The following is a 21,125-nucleotide window of genomic DNA, read 5'->3' on the forward strand; positions in this document are numbered from 1 at the left end:
CTTGAAGCGGCCGCCGCTCTGCATTAGGCTCGTCTCATCAAGGCGCTGCCGCGCAGGCTGGTTTGCCAGGAGACGAGGTGCCCCATGACCATGATCTACAGCCGACACGACCTGCAGAACGACGCTTCCGCAGCGGTGCGCGCAACCGAGAGCGGGCCGGTGATCATCACGGAAAACGGCAGCTCGGCTTATGTTCTTCTGTCTTTGAAGGATTATGAAGCTCTCGGTGGCGCGTCTTCGGCCTCTTCGCCCGGTGACAAGCGTTCCGCCTACGCAGCCCTTTCGAAGCCGGAATTCGAAGCTCTGGCCGAGGTCGATCTCGACCTGCCGCCGCGCACGGCGGACGGGCACACGCGGGTGGCGGACCTCGACTGATGTTTCTGCTCGACACGAATGTCGTGTCCGAGATGCGAAAGATCGCAAGAGGAACGTGCGACGCAGCGGTGGCCGCCTGGCTGCAGCGGGCGGCCCCGTCGGAACTTTATCTTTCAGTGGTCTCGGTGCTTGAACTGGAGATCGGCTATGGCCGCTTGCTCCGTCGTGACGCACGTCAGGCGCAACTGTTGAAGGCCTGGCTGTCCGATGCGGTCTATCCTCTTTTCGCCGAGCGAATTCTGTTCATCGATGTGGAAATCGCGCAGATCTGCGCCTCGCTGCATGTTCCCGACAAGCGGCCCGAGAATGATGCCCTGATCGCAGCGACGGCCATGCGGCATGATTTGACGGTGGTCACCCGCAATACGGCCGACTTCAAGGCAATTTCCGTGTCTCTCCTCAACCCATGGTCTACGGCTTCCACCTGATTTGGGAAACGCACTGTTCCACGCGTCGAGATAGGCAAGCCTCCCTTCGCTCCCTATGTAAGGAAGAACGACAGGCAGGCAGGACGAAGACCATGGAACTGGGGCTTTACACATTCGGGGATGTCGATCCCAATGCGCCGGACAAGGGGCGGGAAGGGGAGCGGCGGCTGCGGGAGCTGATCGAGGAGATCGAGCTTGCCGATCAGGTCGGCCTCGATGTCTTCGGGCTCGGGGAGCATCACCGCCCGGATTATGCCGTCTCGGCCCCTGCCGTGATTCTTGCTGCTGCGGCGGCACGCACGTCGCGCATCCGGTTGACGAGCGCGGTGACGGTGCTGTCCTCGGAGGACCCGGTGCGGGTCTTCCAGCAGTTTTCGACGCTGGATCTTCTGTCCGGCGGCCGGGCCGAGATGATGGCCGGCCGCGGCTCCTTCATCGAATCCTTCCCGCTCTTCGGCCAGTCGCTCGATGATTACGACGATCTCTTCTCCGAAAAGCTCGATCTGCTGATCCACCTGCGCGAACAGGCGGTCATCACCTGGTCCGGGACCATGCGGTCGGCGATCCACGGGCGCGGCGTCTATCCGCGTCCCCTGCAGGATCCGCTGCCGCTCTGGATCGCGGTCGGCGGCACGCCGCAATCGGTCGCCCGCGCCGGTGCGCTCGGCCTGCCCATGGCGCTTGCCATCATCGGCGGCGAGCCGGCGCGCTTTGCGCCGCTGTTCGAGCTTTACCGCGAGGCCGCGAGGCGTGCCGGCCAGGAGCCCTCCCGCCTCAAGACCAGCGTCAACGTGCATGGCTTCATCGCCGACAGCACGCAGGCAGCAGCCGATCAGTTCTATGGTCCTCAGGCGGAGGTGATGAACCGCATCGGCCGCGAGCGGGGCTGGGGGCCGACGAGCCGCGCCCAGTTCGACCAGGCGATCTCGCCGCGCGGCAATCTGTTCCTCGGCGATCCGGACATGGTGGCGGAGAAGATTATCCGCCATGCGAAACTCTTCCGCAACGACCGCTTCCTGCTGCAGATGGCAATCGGCCTGATGCCGCATGCGCAGATCATGCGCGGGATCGAGCTCTACGGCACGAAGGTGGCGCCGCTCGTGCGCGCCGCGCTGGCTGAAAGCGCTGAGGCGCCTGTTGCGGCGCAGTAAAGGGCCGCAACCACTTTATCCCGCGCCTGGCAGGGCCTAGATAGGGCGGAGCCAATCCGGAGCAGGACGCCGCCTGCTCGAATGCGAAAGTCCAGACATGATCCTTGAGTCCGCCGACGATCTCGAACGCCTGAAGGAGATCGGCCGCATCTGCGCCGAGGCGGTGGCGGTCATGGGGGCCGCGATCGAGCCGGGCATGACCACGGCCGAGCTCGATGCGATCGGCCGGAAGCTGCTGGAAGACGCGGGTGCGCAGTCGGCGCCGGAACTGTCCTACAAATTCCCGGGCGCCACCTGCATCAGCGTCAACGAGGAGGTGGCTCACGGCATCCCCGGACCGCGGGTGTTTCAGCCGGGCGATCTCGTGAATATCGATGTGTCGGCCGAAAAGGCCGGGTTCTTCGCCGATACCGGCGCCTCCTTCGCCGTGCCGCCGGTCAAGCGCGAGATCGAGCGCCTGTGCCGCGATGGCAAGAGGGCGCTCTGGGTCGGTCTGAACGAGGTGCGCAGCGGGCGCCCGCTCGCCTCCATCGGCAATGCGATCGGGGCTTTCGCCCGCAAGAACCGCTATACGCTCGTCACCAACCTCTCCAGCCACGGTGTCGGCCGCTCGCTCCACGAACACCCGACCGAAATCGCCACCTGGCCGGACCCGCAGGAAAAGCGGCGGATGGAGGAGGGCATGGTCTTCACCATCGAACCCTTCCTCTCGCTCGGCGCCGAATGGGCGGAGGGGAGCGACGGCGACGATCCCTGGACCCTCTACAGCGAACCCCGCGCGCCGACCGTGCAATATGAACACACGGTGGTGGTGACGAAAAACGGGCCGTTGGTGGTGACGCTGGCGGGGTGAAGTGACCGTTTCGCGCTCCTTTCCCGCGCGGGTTCATCCCATCGCTCTGTGCCTTGGTACGGCGTTTCAGCAAAGTCCGATTAAATCGCCGTAATGATCGCGGCATACGATTGTTGCGGCGCGGGTTTTCGCCTAGTTTTGCCGCACTGCGTTCGCCTCCGCGGCCGCCCGGCTGCTCATTCAACGAAAGCCCGCGCCTTGTTCGTTTCCTTCTTCCCCTATCCGCGTTATTTTTTTCCGTCCGTCGTCCTGTGGTCTCTGATTGCCATCGCCGCCTGGTACGCAGGCGCCAGCGAGTTCGGCAACCTCATCGGGCTGCCGTCGCTGCCCGAAGGACAGGAGCCGATCATTGGCGTATCTGTCTTCTGGTCACCGCCCTTCCTGTGGTTCTATCTCTATTACGGGCTGATGGTCGCGCTGTTCGCGGCCTTCTGGTTCACCTATCGGCCGCATCCCTGGCAAAACTGGTCGATCCTCGGCACGGCATTGATCATCTTCAACACTTATTTTTCGGTTCAGGTCAGCGTGGCCATCAATGCCTGGTATGGGCCTTTCTATGACATGATCCAGCAGGCGCTGGCACGCACGGCGCCCGTCACGGCGGATCAGTTGTATATCGGCATGATCGGCTTTGCCGGCATCGCCTTCGTTGCCGTCACGGTCGGCGTGCTCAACCTTTTCTTCGTCAGCCATTATGTCTTCCGCTGGCGTACGGCGATGAACGATTTTTACATGTCCCACTGGGACAAGCTTCGCAGCATCGAGGGCGCCTCCCAGCGCGTGCAGGACGATACGATGCGGTTCTCGCGGACGATGGAGGGGCTTGGCGTCAACCTGGTCAGCTCCATCATGACGCTGATCGCCTTCATGCCGGTGCTGTTCAAGTTCTCGGCCACCGTCACCGAATTGCCGTTCGTCGGCGCAATTCCGCACGCGCTCGTTTGGGCGGCCATTTCTTGGGCCCTGTTCGGCACGATTTTCCTCGCTCTGGTCGGCATCAAGCTTCCGGGACTGGAGTTCAGGAACCAGCGTGTCGAAGCGGCCTATCGTAAGGAACTGGTGTATGGTGAGGACGATCCGAACCGCGCCGATCCGATCACGGTACGGGAGCTCTTCGCCAATGTGCGGAAAAATTACTTCCGCCTCTACTTCCATTACATGTATTTCAACATCGCCCGCATCTTCTACTTGCAGGCGGACAATCTGTTCGGGACCTTCGTCCTCGTTCCCTCCATCGTCGCCGGCAAGCTCTCGCTCGGCGTGATGAACCAGATCCTGAACGTGTTCGGTCAGGTTCGAGAATCTTTCCAGTATCTCGTGAATTCCTGGACAACGATCGTCGAGCTCCTCTCGATCTACAAGCGTCTGCGCGCCTTCGAGGCGGCCATCGAAGGCGAGCCGCTGCCGGAGATCGACCAGCGCTATATGCAGGGTCAGGCCGAAGACGGACCCGGCATCGCCGCCCGCTGACCCGGCCTCGGGCATTTCCGGTAAAGCCCAAGCTCCGGAAATGCTCTTTGCCCTGTGATTGCCGAGCAGCCGGACGTTGGACCGCTGACGCCCTCCTGCTGCACGCGCCCTAGAACGCCGAGGGGTCCGTCTTGCGGCGGGCTTCGATCAGCGGCAGGGCTTCGTGATAGCTGACGCAGGCCACGTCCGGCTTTCGGCAGGTTTCGCTCAAGAACCGGTCGAGCGCGTGCCAATAGGCGCCGCCATTCATCTCCACGAAGTGAAAGCCGAGCTGCAGGGGAATGCGTCGTCCGGCATATTCGGCCTCGAAGGCCTGGCGATAGGCTTTCAGCGTCCGCTCCTCGAAGAGCGCCGAATCCTTGCGGTTTTCGACGCCCATTGAGTGTCGGACGAAGAGATTGTAGTCCATGCCGATGACCCGTCGCGCCGAGGGGCCTTCGGCGATCAGCGGCAGGCCGAAGCGCGGCAGGCCGTCTTCGGCCGTCGGCCAGGCCGGGCCTTTGGTGACCAAGCTTGCATCATAGGCATAGCCCGCCATGCGCTCGGCCGGCACCAGACCATCGCTGGTGGAAAGATAGGGCGCGCGGAAGCCTTGGACCGACCGGCCAAGCGCGGCCCACCCCTCCGGTTTCTCTGCATCGATCCCCGCCGTCGCCCAGGCGCCATCGAAAGCCGCGTGGAACGCCTTGAACTCGGCAGTCCAGTCCGTCTTGCTCCAGAGCTTGCCGTCGAAATGGCCGCAGCCATGGCTGCCGATTTCGTGGCCGGCCTCGTGTGCCCGCCAGATATGGCGAACCCTCGCGGCAATCTCCTCGCGCGACTGGGCAAAGCCGACATTGGAAGCGCCCGGCTTGTGACCGGCCGCCTTGTAGGCGCGGCCGCCCTCGGCCTTGGTCATCAGAAAGGTGCAGGAGAGGAAATAGGTGAAATGCGCCCCGGTGCGCGCGCCCATCTCCAGGCTCTTTTCCCAAAGCCGGTTGTCGTGCGCGCCGTCGAAGGAAATGATGACGAGCTGGGCCCGGGTCTTGTCCGCGGCGCTGTCCCCTGTGGTGGCCGGCGCGCCATCGGCGCCCTGCGGGCCGCGCAGGGTTTCCGAGGAGAGAGGGGAGGAGGTTGCTCCCGTTGGCGATGCCTCGCCCGACGGAGGTGCGGCGGTTTGATCGCCGAGCGTTTCCGGCGCGCGCTGCTCGGCGGCCGGGCCGGGCAGGTCGTCCATCGGCTGCGCCAGGGCCGGCTGCAGGCCGAGGCTGAGGGAGAGGGCGAGAAGCGGATAACGGGCGGGCAGGCGAAAGGGCATGGGGGCGAGGCCTTGACGGGGGAGGGGCAGGGCCGCTTGCGGCATCAATGCGGCAATCCTTTGAATTGCGTGGAAATTCCTGCGGGCTCCAGCTAGGGTCGGCGCAGTCTTGCCTTGCCGCCCTTCGGAGATCCTCATGGCGCTTCTCATCCTCGGTATCGTCCTTTTTCTCGGCATCCACCTGACGCAAGCCTTCGTGCCGGATTTCCGGGCCCGCATGGTGGCCCGCATCGGCGAAGGCGGCTGGAAGGGTCTCTACAGTCTGGTCAGCCTGGTCGGGCTCTGTCTCATCATCTACGGCTATGGCGAGGCGCGGCTGACGACCGGCGTCCTGTACACACCGCCGGTCTTCCTGCGCCATATCGCGCTTCTCCTCATGCTCATTTCCTTCGTCATCCTGGCGGCAGGCTTACTGCCTGCCGGCCATATCGCGACGAAGACCAAGCATCCGCAGGTCCTGGCCGTGAAGATCTGGGCCTTCGCCCATCTTCTTGCCAATGGCGAAACCAATTCCATCGTTCTCTTCGGCGCCTTCCTTGCCTGGGGCGTGCTGGTGCGCATCTCGCTCAAGCGCCGCGAACGGGCGGGCGACCGTGTGCTGCCGACGTTCCGCTCCGCGCGCTACGACCTGTTCGCGGTGGCGATCGGCGTCCTCGCCTATCTCGCCTTCATCTGGCGCCTGCATGAGTGGCTGATCGGCGTCCAGCCGATCGCGATGGGCTGAGAGACCGGCCTGCGGAATGCCCCGTTCACGCAGGCGTGGCCTGCGAAATGGGCCAGCCCCCTTACAATGGCGACAAAATAGGCTAGAAGCGCGCCTTAACGCTCAAGGCAGCGACGAAAACTCCAAGGGAAGGCCGGTCAGCCGGAACGGTAATGGCGCATCAGAACGACAGTTTCATTCGCGAGGTGAACGAAGAGCTCCGCTCCGAGCAGGTGCGGGCGGTCTGGACCCGCTATGGCGGCATTCTCATCGCGCTTGCCGTTCTCATCGTCGTGGGCACGATCGGCAAGGTCGCTTATGATTATTGGGAAGAGAGCTCGGCCTCGGCTTCGGGCGATGCCTTCCTGGCGGCCCTGACGCTCGCCAAGGACAACAAGCCCGACGAGGCGCTGGCGGCCCTGCAGAAGCTGGAGGCCGATGGCCACGGCGCCTATCCGCTGCTCGCCCGCATGCGGGCCGCGACGCTGCAGGCGCAGAAGGGCGATGCCGCCGCCGCGGCCGCCGCCTTCAAGGCCATCGCCGATGATGCCAGCGTCGAGCAGCCCGTGCGCGATGCCGCGCGCCTGCGCAGCGCCTATCTGCTCGTCGATGCCGGCAGCTATGCCCAGGTGCAGGGCGAGGTCGAGAGCCTTGCCGTCGCCGGCAACGGCATGCGCCATTCCGCCCGCGAGGTGCTGGGTCTCGCTGCCATGAAGGCCGGCGACATGACCAAGGCCCGCGACTGGTTCCAGCAGATCATCGATGACGCGGAAGCGCCGCGCAACCTCGCCAACCGTGCCCAGATGATGCTCGACGTCATCGCCTCTAGTGGAATGAAATCGACATTTGATACCCACTTGCAGCGAGCTCGAGAATCAAATGTCAATTTCGTAAATTCCACTAGAAAACATGACCTTGCCTAGTGGTCCTTATGATTTTGACATTTGCCTCCAGGGTTCTGCAAGCGGTGGCAAATGTCAAAATCGGACCACTAGCGGCAAAGCCGCCTGATCGGACGTTCCATGAGTTTCACCGTCGCCATTGTCGGCCGTCCCAATGTCGGCAAGTCCACCTTGTTCAATCGGCTGGTCGGCCGCAAGCTGGCGCTTGTCGACGATACGCCCGGTGTGACGCGCGACCGGCGGCCGGGGGAGGCGCGGCTGATCGACCTGCGCTTCACGATCATCGACACGGCTGGACTCGAGCAGTCTGGTCCCGAGACCCTGCAGGGCCGCATGTGGGCGCAGACGGAAGCGGCAATCGACGAGGCCGACCTTTCGCTCTTCGTCGTCGATGCCAAGGCGGGGTTGACGCCCGCCGACGAGACGCTGGCCGAAATGCTGCGCCGGCGCGGCAAGCCGGTGGTGCTCGTCGCCAACAAATCGGAAGCACGCGGCTCGGATGCCGGCTTCTACGATGCCTTCACGCTGGGCCTTGGCGATCCCTGCCCGATTTCGGCCGAACATGGGCAAGGAATGCTCGATCTGCGCGACGCGATCGTCGCCGCAATCGGCGAGGACCGCGCCTATCCGCCTGACGTGGACGAGGCGGAAACCGATATCGACGTACGCGACAAGCCGGGCGAAGAGGCGGACGAGGTCGAGCCAGTCTATGACGACAGCAAGCCGCTGCGCGTCACCATCATCGGCCGCCCGAATGCCGGCAAGTCGACGCTGATCAACCGCTTCCTCGGCGAGGACCGGCTGTTGACCGGACCGGAAGCCGGGATCACGCGCGATTCCATTTCCGTCGAATGGGAATGGCGCGGCCGCACCATCAAGATGTTCGATACGGCCGGTATGCGCCGCAAGGCGCGCGTGCAGGAGAAGCTCGAGAAGCTCTCCGTCGCCGACAGCCTGCGCTCGATCCGCTTTGCCGAATCCGTCGTCATCGTCTTCGATGCCACCATCCCCTTCGAGAAGCAGGACCTGCAGCTCGTCGACTTGGTGATCCGCGAGGGCCGCGCCGCCGTGCTCGCCTTCAACAAATGGGACCTGATCGACGATCCGCAGGCCCTGCTTGCCGATCTGCGCGAAAAGACCGAGCGGCTCCTGCCGCAGGCTCGCGGCATCCGCGCCGTGCCGATCTCCGGCCAGACCGGCTACGGGCTCGACAAGCTGATGCAGTCGATCATCGACACCGACAAGGTCTGGAACCGGCGTATCTCGACCGCGCGGCTCAATCGCTGGCTGGAAAGCCAGCAGATCCAGCATCCGCCACCGGCCGTCTCCGGCCGCCGGCTGAAGCTGAAATATATGACGCAGGTGAAAGCCCGGCCGCCAGGCTTCATGATCTCCTGCACCCGGCCGGATGCCGTGCCGGAAAGCTATATCCGCTATCTCACCAACGGCCTGCGCACGGACTTCGACATGCCGGGCGTGCCGATCCGTCTGCACTTGCGCGCTTCCGAAAATCCCTTCGAGGACCGCAAGAAGAAGCGCTGAGCCGAAAGCCGGCCTGGCGCGGTTTACTCCGGCCAAGCTGCGCTTTACATCTCTCCCTCGATCCCCCGAGAGCGAAGGAGTGCCCAATGGCGGCTGAGGCGAGAAGCGGCAAGGACTGGTGGCGCGGCGCGGTGATCTATCAGGTCTATCCGCGCTCCTTTCAGGACATGACGGGCGATGGGCTGGGCGATATCAAGGGGGTCACCGAACGGCTGCCCTATATTGCCAGCCTCGGCGTCGATGCCATCTGGCTCTCGCCCTTCTTCACCTCGCCCATGGCCGACATGGGCTATGACGTCTCCAATTACTGCGATGTCGACCCGATGTTCGGCACGCTCGCCGATTTCGACGCCATGATGGAGCGGGCGCATGCGCTCGGCATCAAGGTTATCATCGACCAGGTGATCTCCCACACCTCCGACAAGCATCCCTGGTTCGAGGAGAGCCGGTCAAGCCGCAGCAACGAGAAGGCCGACTGGTATGTCTGGGCCGATGCCAAGCCGGACGGCACGGCGCCCAACAACTGGCTGTCGATCTTCGGCGGGCCGGCCTGGGAATGGGACGGGGTGCGCAAGCAATATTACCTGCACAACTTTCTGGGCTCGCAGCCGGACCTCAACTTTCACACCCCGGCCGTTCAGGATGCGGTGCTGGACGCCGTGCGCTTCTGGCTCGACCGCGGCGTCGACGGCTTCCGGCTCGATACGGTCAACTACTACTTCCACGACAAGGAGCTGCGCGACAACCCACCGCTCGGCCATGACGACGATGCGCCCGGTCTCGACGCGCCGGACGTCAATCCCTATGGCATGCAGCAGCATCTCTACGACAAGACCCAGCCGGAAAACATCGGCTTCCTCAAGCGGTTCCGCGCGCTGCTCGACAGCTATGAGGGCCGCAGCTCCGTCGGCGAGATCGGCGATGGCGCCCGCTCCCTGAAGACGCTTGCCGCCTATGTCAGCGACGGCGACAAGCTGCATATGTGCTACACCTTCGACCTGCTGGGCCCGGATTTTACCGCAAGCCATATCCGCCAATGCGTCTCGGCCTTCGAGGACAATGTGCGCGACGGCTGGGTCTGCTGGGCCTTCTCGAACCATGACGTCAAGCGCCATGTCAGCCGCTTCATCGAGCAGGAGAGCGAGCGCGAGCGGGTCGCGAAACTCGCCATCACCGTGCTCGCGACTCTCCGCGGCTCGATCTGCCTCTACCAGGGCGAAGAGCTGGCGCTGCCCGAGGCGGAGCTGGAGCTTCACGAATTGCGTGACCCCTATGGCATCCGCTTCTGGCCGGCCTTCAAGGGCCGCGACGGGTGCCGCACGCCGATGCCTTGGACGGCCTCTGCCGCCAATGCCGGATTCACGACCGGCAAACCCTGGCTTCCCGTGCCGGCAGAACACAAGGCGCTGGCTGTCGACGCGCAGGAGGGCGACGAGGCTTCAGTGCTCGCCCACTACCGCGCGACGCTCGCCTTCCGAAAGGTCCATGACAGTCTCTATGATGGCGGCCTGACCTTCCTCGACACCAACCAGGATGTTTTGATCTTCACACGCGAAAAGGCCGGCGAACGCCTGCTCTTCCTCTTCAACCTCCGCCGCGGCCCGCAGAGCGTCCCGGTGCCGAAGGGGCTGACGGTCACCGAGGCGATCCCGCTCCCGGGCTTCGATACGGCGACGCTGGAGAAGGGCGAGATCCGGCTGGAGGCGCTGGATGCGTTCTGCGGGCGGGTGTCGGCGTGAAGGGGCTTCGTGCGAGTGCTATGACAAAAGACAGCCAGGAGTACGGCATGAGGAATGGCAGCAAAGACCAGCATTCGGTCGAGTCGGCAACTGAGAGACCGACAGATCATGTTGGTACTCCGTTGACCAGCTGGATCGATTCGGCAGTGCTAGAAAAGGTCGAGCCCGTGGAAATGGCGGAGGACTTTCTGCGGAATAAGGCGAGGGGCGCGACAGCGAGCGGGCTCGACCATTTTCTCCGATCGGCGCCGAACGTGCCGCCGCAGGAAGGCGATGAAATTCCTAAAGGCTGGCCAGGAACTTTGTGACGTCATCGCAATCGCTTATCATATTCGGCATGCGAGCCGATCCAGAACCAGACGAAGTCCACACCGTCCTGAACGGCAAGGGCGCGCCAGGAGAGCCCGACACGCACCGACCATAATCGACCCACCTGCTTCAGATGCAAGGAGGGATGGTTGGGGTTTTGTTTGAGAAGTTCGAAGTTGCGGTCCGCGAGTGATTGGATATGTCGGGGTAGCCTGGCATAGGCTGTCCAGAAGGCAGTTGTCGCGTGATGCCTCACAGACTGCGTGTCTTGCCGGAGCGGAACTCGGCAAGAGCGGCATCGGCGGCATCGTCGAGGGCGCCGGATCTGGCGTCACGTTCCAACTGCTCGTCCCATCTGCGAGCCTGCAGAGCCTCGAACCAGCGCTCGAACTCTTGGAACTCCTTTGAGGAAAGCTCCGTAACGGACTGTTCGATCTGGCGCAGAAGGCTCATGCCGGGCTCCTTCGGTTTCAATAAATCTAACCCAAAGGCCGGCGCTTGCAAAGCGTCACCCGATCAGCATGAACCGATCGACATCCACCAGCCCCCTGTCCGAGATCTTCAGATGCGGGATGACGGGGAGGGGGAGGAAGGCCAGTTGGAGGAAGGGTTCCTGCAGCGTGGCGCCGAGCGAGAAGGCGGCCTTGCGCAGCGTCTGCAGCGTGTCGCGCACGCTCTCATAGGGCTCCAGGCTCATCAGGCCGGCAACGGGCAGCGCGATCTCGGCGGTGACACGACCGTCTTCCACCACGACGAAGCCGCCCTTGATCTCCCCCAGCCGATTGGCGGCCAGCGCCATGTCGTCGGCATCGACTCCCACCACGCAGATGTTGTGGCTGTCATGGCCGACGGTGGAGGCGATCGCGCCTTTCTTCAGCCCGAAGCCCTGCACGAAGCCATTGGCATGGTTGCCGTTCAACCCATGTCGCTCGATCACCGCCACCTTGATGATGTCGCGCCCGAGATCCGCGCCTGCCTCGTTGCCCTTCGCCGGCAGCTGGAAGCGGCGATGCTCGGTGATGATCTTGCCGGGCAGCACGCCGATCACCGAGGTTTCGCCGTCGCTGTAGGGAACGGCGAAGGCCGAGGGCTCGATCCGGCCGGCCTTGACGCTGTCGAGCCCGACCGGGGCAACCGGCGTCCGGGTGGCGAACAGGGTCTCCGTCACCCGCCGGCCGGCGGCGAAGACATGGGCGGCGCGGGCGCCCTCCAGGCTGTCGACGACCACGAGATCCGCCCGCCAGCCGGGCGCCACGAGGCCCCGATCAGCCAGACCAAAGGCCCGGGCCGCGGAAATCGAGGCGGCGCGATAGACGGCGAGGGGCGCGGCGCCCAGTCGGATCGCCTCGCGGATCATGAAGTCGAGATGGCCTTCCTCGGCAATGTCGAGCGGGTTGCGGTCGTCGGTGCAGAGCGCGAGGAAGGGGGACAGGCGTTCGGTCAGGATCGGCAGCAGCGCATGCAGGTCCTTCGAGACCGAACCCTCGCGCACGAGGATATGCATGCCCTTTCGGATTTTCTCCAGCGCTTCCTCCGCGCTCGTGCATTCGTGGTCGGTGCGGATGCCGGCCGAGAGATAGCCGTTGAGATCGAGGCCGCGCAGCAGGGGCGCATGCCCGTCGATATGGCCGCCCTGGAAGGCCTCCAGCTTGGCGAGGCAGACGGGATCCTTGTGGAGGACGCCGGGGAAGTTCATGAACTCCGCCAGGCCGATGACCTTCGGATGATTGCGGAACGGCAGAAGAGCCTCGATCGGCAGGTCGGCACCCGAGGTTTCGAGATGGGTGGCCGGCACGCAGGAGGAAAGCTGGACACGCACATCCATGATCGTCTGCTCGGCGGAGTCGAGGAAGAAGCGGATGCCCTCCGCTCCGAGCACATTGGCGATTTCATGCGGATCGCAGATTGCCGTCGTCACGCCATAGGGCAGCACGCAGCGATCGAATTCATGCGGCGTGACCAGCGAGGATTCGATATGCAGATGCGTGTCGATGAAGCCTGGAACGACGGTAAGGCCCGAAATGTCGATTTCCTCCCGCCCCGCATAGCGCCCGCAGGTGCCGACGATGCGGTCGCCGCAAATGGCGATGTCGGAGGAGACCAGATCCCCGGTGACGAGATCGAAGAAGCGGCCGTTCTTCAGCACGAGATCGGCCGGCACGCGACCGGTGCCCTGGTCGATCAGGTCGGGGAGGGAAGCAGACATCGGGCTCTCCGTGGTCTCGGGTCGGAACCCGATCCTAGACCAGATCCTCGCCTGTGCGAAAGCGCTCCGAGGAAGAACTGGACGATGCGTGCTGGCGCAGGCTAAGCCGCTGCCGAAGCAGAGGGAGATGCGTGCGATGATCAGACCTTTCGGCGGAGGCGACCTCGCGCGCCTTCTCCATGGCTTCGGGCCGGCATCGGCCTCGGTCAGCCGGCGGGAGATGCTGCGCTCGGGGCTCGGCGCCCTGCTCGGCATCGGCTTTGCGGCGGTTCTGGCCTTCCTCCTGGCCGGGCCACCCCTGCCGCTGCTCATCCCGCCCATGGGGGCATCGGCGGTGCTGCTTTTCGCCGTGCCCTCCAGCCCGCTCGCCCAGCCCTGGAACATGCTGGTCGGCAATCTCGTCGCCGCAGTGATCGGTGTGAGCGTCGCGCTTCTGGTCGACGATGTGCTGCTCGCCGCAGCCCTTGCGATCGGGCTGGCGATCGGTGCCATGCTGGCATTGCGCTGCCTGCATCCGCCAAGCGGCGCCGTGGCGCTGACTGCCGTGCTCGGCGGACCGGCGATTCACGACCTGGGCTATGGTTTCGTGCTTTGGCCGGTCATGGGCAATTCGCTGCTGCTGCTGATCGCGGCGCTCACCTACAACCGCCTGGCCGGCCGCAGCTATCCGCACAGCCTGGCGGCACCGCGCCATCCGCACCAGACCGAGGATCCGCCACAGCTCGATCGCATCGGCTTTGCCAGCGAGGATCTCGACAGCGTGCTGAAGGACCTGGATGCCGTGATCGATATCAACCGCGAGGATCTCGAACAGATCCTGCGCCGTACGGAGCTGCGGTCGCTCCGGCGACGCTCGGGCACGACGCGCTGCGGGCAGATCATGTCGCGCGACGTCGTGGCCGTAGCGCCGGATGCGCCGCTCGGGGAGGCGCATGCGCTGATGGCACGCCACCATATCAAGGCGCTGCCCGTGACGGACGATCAGGCGCGCATCCTCGGCATCGTCACCCAGACGGACCTGCTCGACCGGGCGGACTGGCGCGGCGGGCGGCCCGGCATCGGTGCGCGCCAGCGCCTGCGCCTGGCGATGACCGGCGCCAGCGCTCCTAACGGAACGGTCAAGGATATTATGACCAGCCCGGTCCGCACGGTGGCGCCGGACATGCCGATCAGCGAGGCGATCGTCCTCTTTGCGGAAGAAGGGCTGCATTACCTGCCGGCAATCGGGCCGGGCGGCAAGCTGGTCGGCATCGTCTCGCAATCGGACGTGCTGGTCGCCATGCTCGCCGATAAGGCGGCCTGACGCGCCTCACACATAGAGTGCCGCCATCTTGCGCCAGGCGGAGGCGCGATGGGCGCGGCCGTCCCAGACATGCAGCTGATGGCCGATGCCTTTGGCGGCGAGCAGCCGAGACAGGGCCAGGTTGTTGTCGAGGAACGGATCCTCGCGGCCGATGGTCAGCACGATCTCGCGCCCGCGCATATGTTGCAGCACGCCGTCATCGGCGAGCCCGGGCAGGAAATGCGAGGGCGTGCGGTAAAAGATCTCCTCGTCATAATGCCCCTCGAACAGATCGTCGAAACTCTCGACCCGCAGGCTCAGATCGTAGCGCCCGGAAAAGGCGGCGAGCTTGTCGAAGAGATGCGGGTGGCGGAAGAAGAGGCTCGCCGCCTGGAAGGCGCCGAGGCTGCAGCCCTGGACGATCGTTGCCCCGAACGGATTGCGCGCCGCCATCAGCGGCAGGACCTCGTTGAGGATATAGTCTTCATAGGCCGCATGGCGGCGGATGCGATCGGCCGGATGCTTTCCGCGATCATAGAGGCTTTCCTGCGCGATGCCCTCCAGGCAGTAGAGCTGCAGATATCCGGCCTCCACCTTGTCCCTGAGGCTCGCCACGATGCCGCGCTCTTCATATTCCCAGAAACGCCCGTCCCGGGTCGGCAGCATCAGCACCTTGGCGCCGCGATCGCCGAAGATCAGCAGCTCCATGTCGCGATGGAGCCGCGGGCTGTACCAGCGATGATACTCACGATTCATGATGCCCCGAAAAACCGCTCGATCCGCCTGCTGAGAGCAGCCTTCTGCTCCGCCTCATGAGGATACTCGAAATGGCCGGCGTCGAGGATGAAGTTTTCATGATTGGGAAGCGCATTGGCAATCGAGAACTGGCAGGGCGGCGCCACTGCCGGATCGAAGCGGGCGGGCGCCACGAGCATGGGCTTGTCGATGCGCCGCGCCGCAATGGCTGCGTCGAAGATCCGCAGCCTCTCGCCGACCTTTGGGTCGCGGTGGGCGTAGGTCTGCACGGCATCCCCGCTGCCGATCGTCGGGAGGCTGAGCCAGAGCGGACGATTGCCGAAGGTCGGGACTTCGAGAAAGCCGCGGTCGATGCGCGGCTCGTAGCCGAGCGCCAGCGCACCGATACCGCCGCCGAAGCTGATGCCGCTATAGCCGATCCCTGTCCCGATCTGCGGGAAGAGCGCAAGAAGCGCGCTCACCGAGACCCAGAGATCCTCGACGCAGCCGGCGATCACATAGCGGTCCCGCGCCTCTATCCCGTGCAGGACATGGCCGGAGGCCTCCGAAGGGATCGGCGGTGCGGCGCTGCGCGAAAGGCCGCGGAAGCAGGGAAAGAGGATCGCCGTATCATGGACGGGAATGTCGAGATCGGGCGCCTCGCGCCCGCCATAGCCATGCCCCACCACAAGCCCGCGCCGCAGGCGCCCCTCCCGCGGGGTCAGCAGCCAGCCGCCGAGCGTGATGCCGTCCGTGGTGGCGAAGCGGATGTCCTGAACGGTCCACCGGCCGGCAACGCGGCCTCCCGCAAGCGTCGGCCTCGGGTCGATCGCGCGGGCACGGGCGGAGCGCGCCTGCCAGAAAGCGTCGAAACCGGGCGGCTCCGGCGGAGGCTGCAGGGCCAGAAGCGCGGCCTCGCTGTAGCCATAGGTCGGATCGAAGGAGAAGGGGTGGGTGTCTGGCAGGCTCAACGGGGAACCCCCTCGGCCGTTCGGAGAGGGCGCCGCAGAGGGTGCGGCGCCCACTGCCGATCAGGCGTTGGCGGTCAGCACCGCGCGGATGCCTTCGACCAACTCGTCGATCTGCGCTTCGGTGATGATCAGCGGCGGCGAAAGCGCGATGATGTCACCGGTCGTGCGGATCAGGAAGCCGCTCTCATAGGCCTTCAGGAAGGCCGAGAAGGCCCGCTTGGTCGGCTCTCCGGCAATCGGCGCCAATTCGATCGCGCCGATCAGGCCGATGTTGCGGATGTCGATGACATGCGGGCAATCCGAGAGCGAATGCAGCGCCTTCTCCCAATAGGGGGCAAGAGTCGCCGCGCGGGTCAGCAGGCCCTCGTCGCGATAGGTGTCGAGCGTGGCAAGCGCCGCGGCCGAAGAGATCGGATTCCCCGAATAGGTATAGCCGTGGAAGAACTCGATCATGTGCTCCGGACCCTGCATGAAGGCATCGTGGATCTCGGCGGTCACGAAGACGGCGCCCATGGGAATGACGCCGTTGGTCAGGCCCTTGGCGGTGACGATCATGTCCGGCATGACGTCGAAATACTGCGCGGCGAAGGGGGTGCCGAGACGGCCATAGCCGGTGATGACTTCGTCGAAGATCAACAGGATGCCGTGCTTGGTGCAGATCTCGCGCAGCTTCTGCAGATAGCCCTTCGGCGGAATGAGCACACCCGTGGACCCCGCCACCGGCTCGACGATGACGGCGGCGATGGTCGAGGCGTCATGCAGCGTGACGATGCGCTCGAGTTCGCTGGCAATGTCGCCGCCATGCTCCGGCTGGCCCTTGGTGAAGGCATTCTTGTCTGGCTGGTGGGTGTGGGGCATGTGGTCGACGCCGGTGAGCAGCGTGCCGAACATCTTGCGGTTGGTCACGATGCCGCCCACGGAAATGCCGCCGAAATTGACGCCATGATAGCCGCGCTCGCGGCCGATGAGGCGCGTGCGCGAGCCGTCGCCCTTCACGCGGTGATAGGCGAGCGCCACCTTGAGTGCCGTGTCGACCGATTCGGAGCCGGAATTGGTGTAGAGAACATGGTCGAAGCCGGGCGGGGCGATGTCGATCAGCCGGTTGGCCAGCTCGAAGGCCTTGGGGTGGCCGAGCTGGAAGGCCGGTGCGTAATCGAGAATGCCGGCCTGCTCGCGGATCGCCTCGGTGATCAGCGGGCGGCAGTGGCCGGCATTGACGCACCAAAGCCCGGCGGTGCCGTCCAGCACGGTGCGGCCGTCATGCGTCTGGTAATGCATGTCCTTGGCCGAAACGAAAAGGCGCGGTTCCTTCTTGTACTGTCTGTTGGCCGTAAACGGCATCCAGAAGGCGCGCAGATCATTCGGCGTGGCGTTGAGACGGTTGGACATGCGAGGCTCCCCAGGCCTGCGTGAGCGGCCCTTGTTTCGTTGCAAAACGGCCGATGACAGGCGGCGCAGGGCCAATCTTTGACCCGATGGTCAAATTATCAGGCGCTAATGCCACGTCAAGCCTGCCGGTGGCTGGCGGATGGGCGGGGAGCGTGGCGGAATCTGGCACTGGAGCGGCGCGAAAGGCGAGACCGGCCGGGGGTTCAAGAAACCTTCACCTTTTCGCAGGATGCTGCGCGCCGAACGCCGCATGAAGCGGGCCAGGATAGACCCCATCATGATCAAAGTCCCTTCGCCGGCGCGCGCCGCCTTCCTTGCACCGCTGCGTCGTTCGTCTGGTCCGCTCGCCTTTCTCGGCCTGGTGGCGCTGATCGCTCTGCCGGCGCTCGCCGACGAGCTGATCCTGGACAGCCATTTTCGCAGCGGCAAGGACCAGTTCTGGGCTGCCGGCGGGGTCACGCTGTCGCGCAGTCCGGGCCGGCTGTGCATGGACGTTCCGGCCGGTGGGCAGCCTTGGGAGCGGCTGGCCGGCGTCAATGACCTGCATCTGTCCCCCGGCGAAACCTATCGCCTGACCTTGCGGGCCGAAGGCGGCGTCCAGCCGGTGCCGGTCCTCGTCCAGCGAGGGGCGGAGCCCTGGACCGAACAGGCCCGCATGACCCTTTCGCCCGGCAACCATCCGGCCCATCTCGATTTCACCGCCCGCGAGAGTGACCCGGCGCAGCTTGTGCTGCAGCTCGGCGGCGCGCAGAGTGCCTATCAGATCTGCCTGCACGAGGCCTCGCTGAAGCCCGGCCTGGCGGGTGCGGCTGCGGGCGCGCCGCCCGTCGCCCCGCAATCGGGCGAAGGCAAGGTGCAGCTGATCGCGGTCAACCAGGGCGGCTATCTGCCGGATGGACCGAAACGGGCGACGCTGCTTGCGACCACGGATGCCCCCTTGCGCTTCAAGCTGGTCGACGGATCCGGCCTCCGGGTGGCGAGCGGCGTGACCGAGCCGCGCGGCATGGACCCGACAGCGGGCGCCATGACGCAGGTGATCGATTTCACCGACGTGCCGGCGCAGGGCAGCAATTTCCATCTCGAGGTCGGCGGCGTCCGCAGCGAGCCCTTTTCCATCCGGGGCGGTCTCTATGCGAAGCTGCGTGTCGATGCGCTCTCCTGGTTCTATCCCCAGCGCAGCGGCATCGCGATCAAGGGCGAGATCGCCGGCGAGGACTATGCCAGAGCCGCAGGCCATGTCGGCGTCGCGCCGAACAAGGGCGACACGAAGGTCGGCTGCCTGACGGGTCTGGCGGCGGCAACGCTCTATGGCGGATGGAGCTGCGACTATACGCTCGACGTGTCCGGCGGATGGTATGATGCGGGCGACCAGGGAAAATATGCCGTCAGCGGGGCGATCTCGGTCGCGCAATTGCTCGGCGCCTACGAGCGGGCGGTGACGACCGGTGCCAAGGCGCTGACGAAAGACGGACTGGCGCGCCTGCCGGAGGCCGGCAACGGCCAGCCCGATCTTCTCGACGAGGCGCGCTGGGAGCTCGACTTCCTGCTCAGCCTGCAGGTGCCGGCCGGCAAGCCGCTCGCCGGCATGGTGCATCACAAGGTGCATGACACGCGCTGGACGGAGGTTCCGACCCTGCCGGCCGACGATCCGGAGATGCGCGCGCTGCACCGGCCGTCGACGACCGCGACCTTCGCTTTCGCGGCCGCGGCCGCGCAGGGCGCACGACTGTTCGCCGCCTCCGACAAGACCTATGCGGCGACACTGCTTTCGGCCGCCCGCACGGCCTACCAGGCGGCCAAGGCCAATCCCGATCTCTATCCGCCGACCTCGGACGGACAGCAGGGTGGTGGCGACTACCAGGATGACGACGCCTCCGACGAGGCCTACTGGGCGGCAGCCGAACTCTTCATCACCACCGGCGAGCCGGACCTCCTGGCTGACGCGAAGGCATCGCCCCATTGGGAAGGCTCGAGCTTCGTTCTGCCCGCCGCCTTCGACTGGCGATCTGTGGCTGGTCTCGGGCGCCTCGACCTTGCGCTCTACGGCACCGCGCTGCCGCCGGAAGACCGGGCCTTCGTCCAGGCTGCGATCCGTCAGGCCGGGGCCGACTATCTGGCCCTGCAGCAGGACGAGCCTTTCGGCCATGCCTACCATCCGGAGGACGATCAGTATAACTGGGGCTCCAACCAGATGCTGCTGCAGAACATGCTGGTCATGGCCGCGGCCTATGATCTCTCGCAGGACAAAGCCCTTCTGAAGGGCGTGCGGGAAAGCATGGACTACCTGCTCGGCCGCAATGCGCTCGGCTTCTCCTATATCACCGGCTACGGCCGGCGCTCGGCGGCCAATCAGCACAGCCGCTGGTACGCCCACCAGGCAGACCCGTCGCTGCCGAACCCGCCGCCCGGCACGCTGGCCGGCGGCCCCAACTCGGCCTTGCTGGACGAGGTCGCCCGCAAGCAGCTGCAGGGCTGCGCCCCGCAGCGCTGCTATGTCGACGACATCAAGGCCTGGGCCAGCAACGAAATGGCCATCAACTGGAATGCGCCGCTGGTCGCGGTCGCTTCCTTCCTGGCCGATACGCCATGAGCGACGCTGCACCGGTTCCGCCGGGCAGCACCGGCATCGCCCTCATCGGCACGGGCTTCGTCGCCGATTACTACATGACGACCCTGGCCCGTCACCCCGGGCTCCGCCTCGTTGGTGCCTATGATCGGGACCAGCAGCGGCTCGATCAGTTCGCGCGGTTCTGGTCCATCTCCGCCTATGACACGCTTGAGGCGGCCTTGACCGACCCGAAGGTGGCGATCGTCGTCAATCTCACCACGCCGGAAAGCCATTTCGACATCAACTGCCGGGCGCTCGACGCCGGCAAACATGTCTATTGCGAGAAGCCGCTCGCCCTGACGGTGGAGGAAGCGCACGCGGTCGTGGAGCGCGCCAGCGCGCGCGGTCTCCTGCTGGCCGGCGCACCCGCCAATGCCCTGAGCGACGCCTTCCACCATACCAAGGCGCTGCTCGACGCCGGCGCCATCGGCAGGCCGCGTTTGGTCTATGCGGAGATGGAGGATGGCCCGGTCTTCCGCGCGAACTGGCAGACCTGGCGCAGCCGCTCCGGCGCAAGGTGGCCCGGGGTGCATGAATTCGAACTCGGCTGCACGCTGGAGCATGCGGGCTATGCCACCGCCTGGCTTTATGGCCTGTTCGGTCCGATCGCCCATGTCGCCGCCGTCTCGGCTCTCACCTTCCCGCAGAAGGGTCCCGGTACGGAAGGCCTGCGGCTCGGTCCGGATTTTTCCGTCGGCTGCCTGACCCATGCCTCCGGCGTCGTGGCGCGGCTGAGCTGCGGCCTTGCCGCCCCGCGGGATCGCTCGCTCACCATCCTCGGAGAGACGGGCACCCTGATCGTTCGCGATCTGTGGGATCACCGCTCCGCCGTGCAGGTCGAGGGCGGCGCAAAGGGTCGCAGCCTCGCCTATCGCCTGCTCGCAAGGCTCGAAGACCGGCTCGGCCGCAAGCTGCCGCTGCGGCTGATGCCGGGACGCGTGGCGCCCTATCCAAGATCCCTGACAAGGACGTCCGGCGCCTTGCCGGCCTATCCCTCTCAGATCGATTTTTCGCGCGGCGTGGCGGCTCTGGCCGAGGCCGTGCGCGGTGGGCCGACGCCGCTGTTTTCCGGCCGGACGGCCCTGCACCTGACGGAGATCGTGCTGGCGCTGAACGCCGGCCTGCGGGACGTGACACCCAGTCAACCCTGACGAGGATCGCCTTG

The 21,125-nt window shown here is 65.3% G+C and carries 18 protein-coding genes and 1 pseudogene; 13 read left to right on the forward strand and 6 right to left on the reverse strand.

Going from position 1 to position 21,125, the window contains the following annotated elements; translation table 11 throughout:
- Positions 1-84: 84 nt before the first annotated feature.
- The 5 genes from U8330_RS05110 to sbmA all read left to right on the forward strand — a co-directional run bounded on the left by U8330_RS05110 (position 85) and on the right by sbmA (position 4,277).
- On the forward strand, positions 85-375 hold the full coding sequence (locus U8330_RS05110; protein ID WP_323104050.1) for a type II toxin-antitoxin system prevent-host-death family antitoxin: 291 nt from the start codon (positions 85-87) through the stop codon (positions 373-375).
- Positions 375-803: a type II toxin-antitoxin system VapC family toxin gene (locus U8330_RS05115; protein ID WP_323104051.1), complete on the forward strand. Its 429-nt coding sequence runs from the start codon at positions 375-377 to the stop codon at positions 801-803. Before U8330_RS05110 ends, U8330_RS05115 begins: the two co-directional genes overlap by 1 nt.
- A gap of 92 nt (positions 804-895) precedes the next feature.
- Positions 896-1,954: an LLM class flavin-dependent oxidoreductase gene (locus tag U8330_RS05120; protein ID WP_323104052.1), complete on the forward strand. Its 1,059-nt coding sequence runs from the start codon at positions 896-898 to the stop codon at positions 1,952-1,954.
- A 97-nt stretch (positions 1,955-2,051) separates the two neighbouring features.
- Positions 2,052-2,807, forward strand: coding sequence for a type I methionyl aminopeptidase (map, locus tag U8330_RS05125; RefSeq protein WP_323104053.1), 756 nt, complete (start codon positions 2,052-2,054; stop codon positions 2,805-2,807).
- Between the two features lie 198 nt (positions 2,808-3,005).
- Positions 3,006-4,277 (forward strand): peptide antibiotic transporter SbmA, encoded by a 1,272-nt coding sequence (gene sbmA, locus U8330_RS05130; RefSeq protein ID WP_323104054.1) that lies wholly within the window; start codon positions 3,006-3,008, stop codon positions 4,275-4,277.
- A gap of 109 nt (positions 4,278-4,386) precedes the next feature.
- Here the strand turns inward: sbmA and U8330_RS05135 are convergent, their stop codons facing one another.
- The gene (locus U8330_RS05135; protein WP_323104055.1) at positions 4,387-5,574 is read right to left on the reverse strand and encodes a polysaccharide deacetylase; all 1,188 of its coding nucleotides are present in this window, start codon (positions 5,572-5,574) and stop codon (positions 4,387-4,389) included.
- A 136-nt stretch (positions 5,575-5,710) separates the two neighbouring features.
- Between U8330_RS05135 and U8330_RS05140 the strand changes: the two genes are divergently transcribed.
- The 5 genes and pseudogenes from U8330_RS05140 to U8330_RS05160 all read left to right on the forward strand — a co-directional run bounded on the left by U8330_RS05140 (position 5,711) and on the right by U8330_RS05160 (position 10,768).
- On the forward strand, positions 5,711-6,298 hold the full coding sequence (locus U8330_RS05140; protein WP_323104056.1) for an NnrU family protein: 588 nt from the start codon (positions 5,711-5,713) through the stop codon (positions 6,296-6,298).
- A gap of 152 nt (positions 6,299-6,450) precedes the next feature.
- Positions 6,451-7,110 (forward strand): annotated as a pseudogene (locus tag U8330_RS05145) (tetratricopeptide repeat protein); the annotation flags it as partial.
- A 189-nt stretch (positions 7,111-7,299) separates the two neighbouring features.
- A complete protein-coding gene (gene der / locus U8330_RS05150; protein ID WP_323104057.1) occupies positions 7,300-8,721 on the forward strand; it encodes a ribosome biogenesis GTPase Der in 1,422 nt (473 codons plus the stop codon).
- Between the two features lie 86 nt (positions 8,722-8,807).
- The gene (locus U8330_RS05155; protein WP_323104058.1) at positions 8,808-10,460 is read left to right on the forward strand and encodes an alpha-glucosidase; all 1,653 of its coding nucleotides are present in this window, start codon (positions 8,808-8,810) and stop codon (positions 10,458-10,460) included.
- A gap of 47 nt (positions 10,461-10,507) precedes the next feature.
- Entirely contained in the window at positions 10,508-10,768 is a 261-nt protein-coding gene (locus U8330_RS05160; protein WP_323104059.1) for a pilus assembly protein HicB, read from the forward strand.
- Positions 10,769-11,021: 253 nt separating this feature from the next.
- Here the strand turns inward: U8330_RS05160 and U8330_RS05165 are convergent, their stop codons facing one another.
- A complete protein-coding gene (locus U8330_RS05165) occupies positions 11,022-11,222 on the reverse strand; it encodes a hypothetical protein (protein ID WP_323104060.1) in 201 nt (66 codons plus the stop codon).
- Positions 11,223-11,277: 55 nt separating this feature from the next.
- Positions 11,278-12,975: an adenine deaminase gene (gene ade, locus U8330_RS05170; protein ID WP_323104061.1), complete on the reverse strand. Its 1,698-nt coding sequence runs from the start codon at positions 12,973-12,975 to the stop codon at positions 11,278-11,280.
- Between the two features lie 136 nt (positions 12,976-13,111).
- Here ade and U8330_RS05175 point away from each other — a divergent pair, with 136 nt between their 5' ends.
- The gene (locus tag U8330_RS05175) at positions 13,112-14,278 is read left to right on the forward strand and encodes an HPP family protein (RefSeq protein WP_323104062.1); all 1,167 of its coding nucleotides are present in this window, start codon (positions 13,112-13,114) and stop codon (positions 14,276-14,278) included.
- Positions 14,279-14,284: 6 nt separating this feature from the next.
- On the opposite strand, the gene U8330_RS05180 is transcribed toward U8330_RS05175, so the two are convergent.
- The 3 genes from U8330_RS05180 to U8330_RS05190 are packed head-to-tail and all read right to left on the reverse strand — an operon-like array spanning position 14,285 to position 17,352.
- Positions 14,285-15,013: an esterase family protein gene (locus U8330_RS05180; RefSeq protein WP_323104063.1), complete on the reverse strand. Its 729-nt coding sequence runs from the start codon at positions 15,011-15,013 to the stop codon at positions 14,285-14,287.
- Complete coding sequence (locus U8330_RS05185; protein ID WP_323104064.1) at positions 15,010-15,963, reverse strand: acetylxylan esterase; 954 nt, start codon at positions 15,961-15,963, stop codon at positions 15,010-15,012. The genes U8330_RS05180 and U8330_RS05185 overlap by 4 nt, the downstream gene beginning before the upstream one ends.
- 60 nt (positions 15,964-16,023) lie before the next feature.
- Positions 16,024-17,352 (reverse strand): aspartate aminotransferase family protein, encoded by a 1,329-nt coding sequence (locus U8330_RS05190; protein ID WP_323104065.1) that lies wholly within the window; start codon positions 17,350-17,352, stop codon positions 16,024-16,026.
- A 277-nt stretch (positions 17,353-17,629) separates the two neighbouring features.
- On the opposite strand from U8330_RS05190, the gene U8330_RS05195 reads away from it, so the two are divergent.
- Together U8330_RS05195 and U8330_RS05200 are read left to right on the forward strand one after the other, a co-directional pair.
- Positions 17,630-19,942 (forward strand): glycoside hydrolase family 9 protein, encoded by a 2,313-nt coding sequence (locus U8330_RS05195; RefSeq protein WP_323104066.1) that lies wholly within the window; start codon positions 17,630-17,632, stop codon positions 19,940-19,942.
- Positions 19,939-21,111: a Gfo/Idh/MocA family oxidoreductase gene (locus tag U8330_RS05200; RefSeq protein ID WP_323104067.1), complete on the forward strand. Its 1,173-nt coding sequence runs from the start codon at positions 19,939-19,941 to the stop codon at positions 21,109-21,111. Before U8330_RS05195 ends, U8330_RS05200 begins: the two co-directional genes overlap by 4 nt.
- Positions 21,112-21,125 lie beyond the last annotated feature (14 nt).

It is taken from the genome of Rhizobium sp. CC-YZS058 (genome assembly GCF_034720595.1).
Lineage (GTDB): Bacteria > Pseudomonadota > Alphaproteobacteria > Rhizobiales > Rhizobiaceae > Ferranicluibacter.

Bases quoted from the DNA above. Each gene is read 5' to 3' on its own strand.
- U8330_RS05135 (WP_323104055.1), bottom strand. From the start codon at position 5,574: ATGCCCTTTCGCCTGCCCGCCCGTTATCCGCTTCTCGCCCTCTCCCTC.
- U8330_RS05110 (WP_323104050.1), top strand. From the start codon at position 85: ATGACCATGATCTACAGCCGACACGACCTGCAGAACGACGCTTCCGCA.
- U8330_RS05190 (WP_323104065.1), bottom strand. From the start codon at position 17,352: ATGTCCAACCGTCTCAACGCCACGCCGAATGATCTGCGCGCCTTCTGG.
- U8330_RS05165 (WP_323104060.1), bottom strand. From the start codon at position 11,222: ATGAGCCTTCTGCGCCAGATCGAACAGTCCGTTACGGAGCTTTCCTCA.
- U8330_RS05160 (WP_323104059.1), top strand. From the start codon at position 10,508: ATGAGGAATGGCAGCAAAGACCAGCATTCGGTCGAGTCGGCAACTGAG.
- map (WP_323104053.1), top strand. From the start codon at position 2,052: ATGATCCTTGAGTCCGCCGACGATCTCGAACGCCTGAAGGAGATCGGC.
- U8330_RS05155 (WP_323104058.1), top strand. From the start codon at position 8,808: ATGGCGGCTGAGGCGAGAAGCGGCAAGGACTGGTGGCGCGGCGCGGTG.
- ade (WP_323104061.1), bottom strand. From the start codon at position 12,975: ATGTCTGCTTCCCTCCCCGACCTGATCGACCAGGGCACCGGTCGCGTG.
- U8330_RS05195 (WP_323104066.1), top strand. From the start codon at position 17,630: ATGATCAAAGTCCCTTCGCCGGCGCGCGCCGCCTTCCTTGCACCGCTG.
- U8330_RS05200 (WP_323104067.1), top strand. From the start codon at position 19,939: ATGAGCGACGCTGCACCGGTTCCGCCGGGCAGCACCGGCATCGCCCTC.
- U8330_RS05140 (WP_323104056.1), top strand. From the start codon at position 5,711: ATGGCGCTTCTCATCCTCGGTATCGTCCTTTTTCTCGGCATCCACCTG.
- U8330_RS05175 (WP_323104062.1), top strand. From the start codon at position 13,112: ATGATCAGACCTTTCGGCGGAGGCGACCTCGCGCGCCTTCTCCATGGC.
- U8330_RS05115 (WP_323104051.1), top strand. From the start codon at position 375: ATGTTTCTGCTCGACACGAATGTCGTGTCCGAGATGCGAAAGATCGCA.
- U8330_RS05180 (WP_323104063.1), bottom strand. From the start codon at position 15,013: ATGAATCGTGAGTATCATCGCTGGTACAGCCCGCGGCTCCATCGCGAC.
- der (WP_323104057.1), top strand. From the start codon at position 7,300: ATGAGTTTCACCGTCGCCATTGTCGGCCGTCCCAATGTCGGCAAGTCC.
- U8330_RS05120 (WP_323104052.1), top strand. From the start codon at position 896: ATGGAACTGGGGCTTTACACATTCGGGGATGTCGATCCCAATGCGCCG.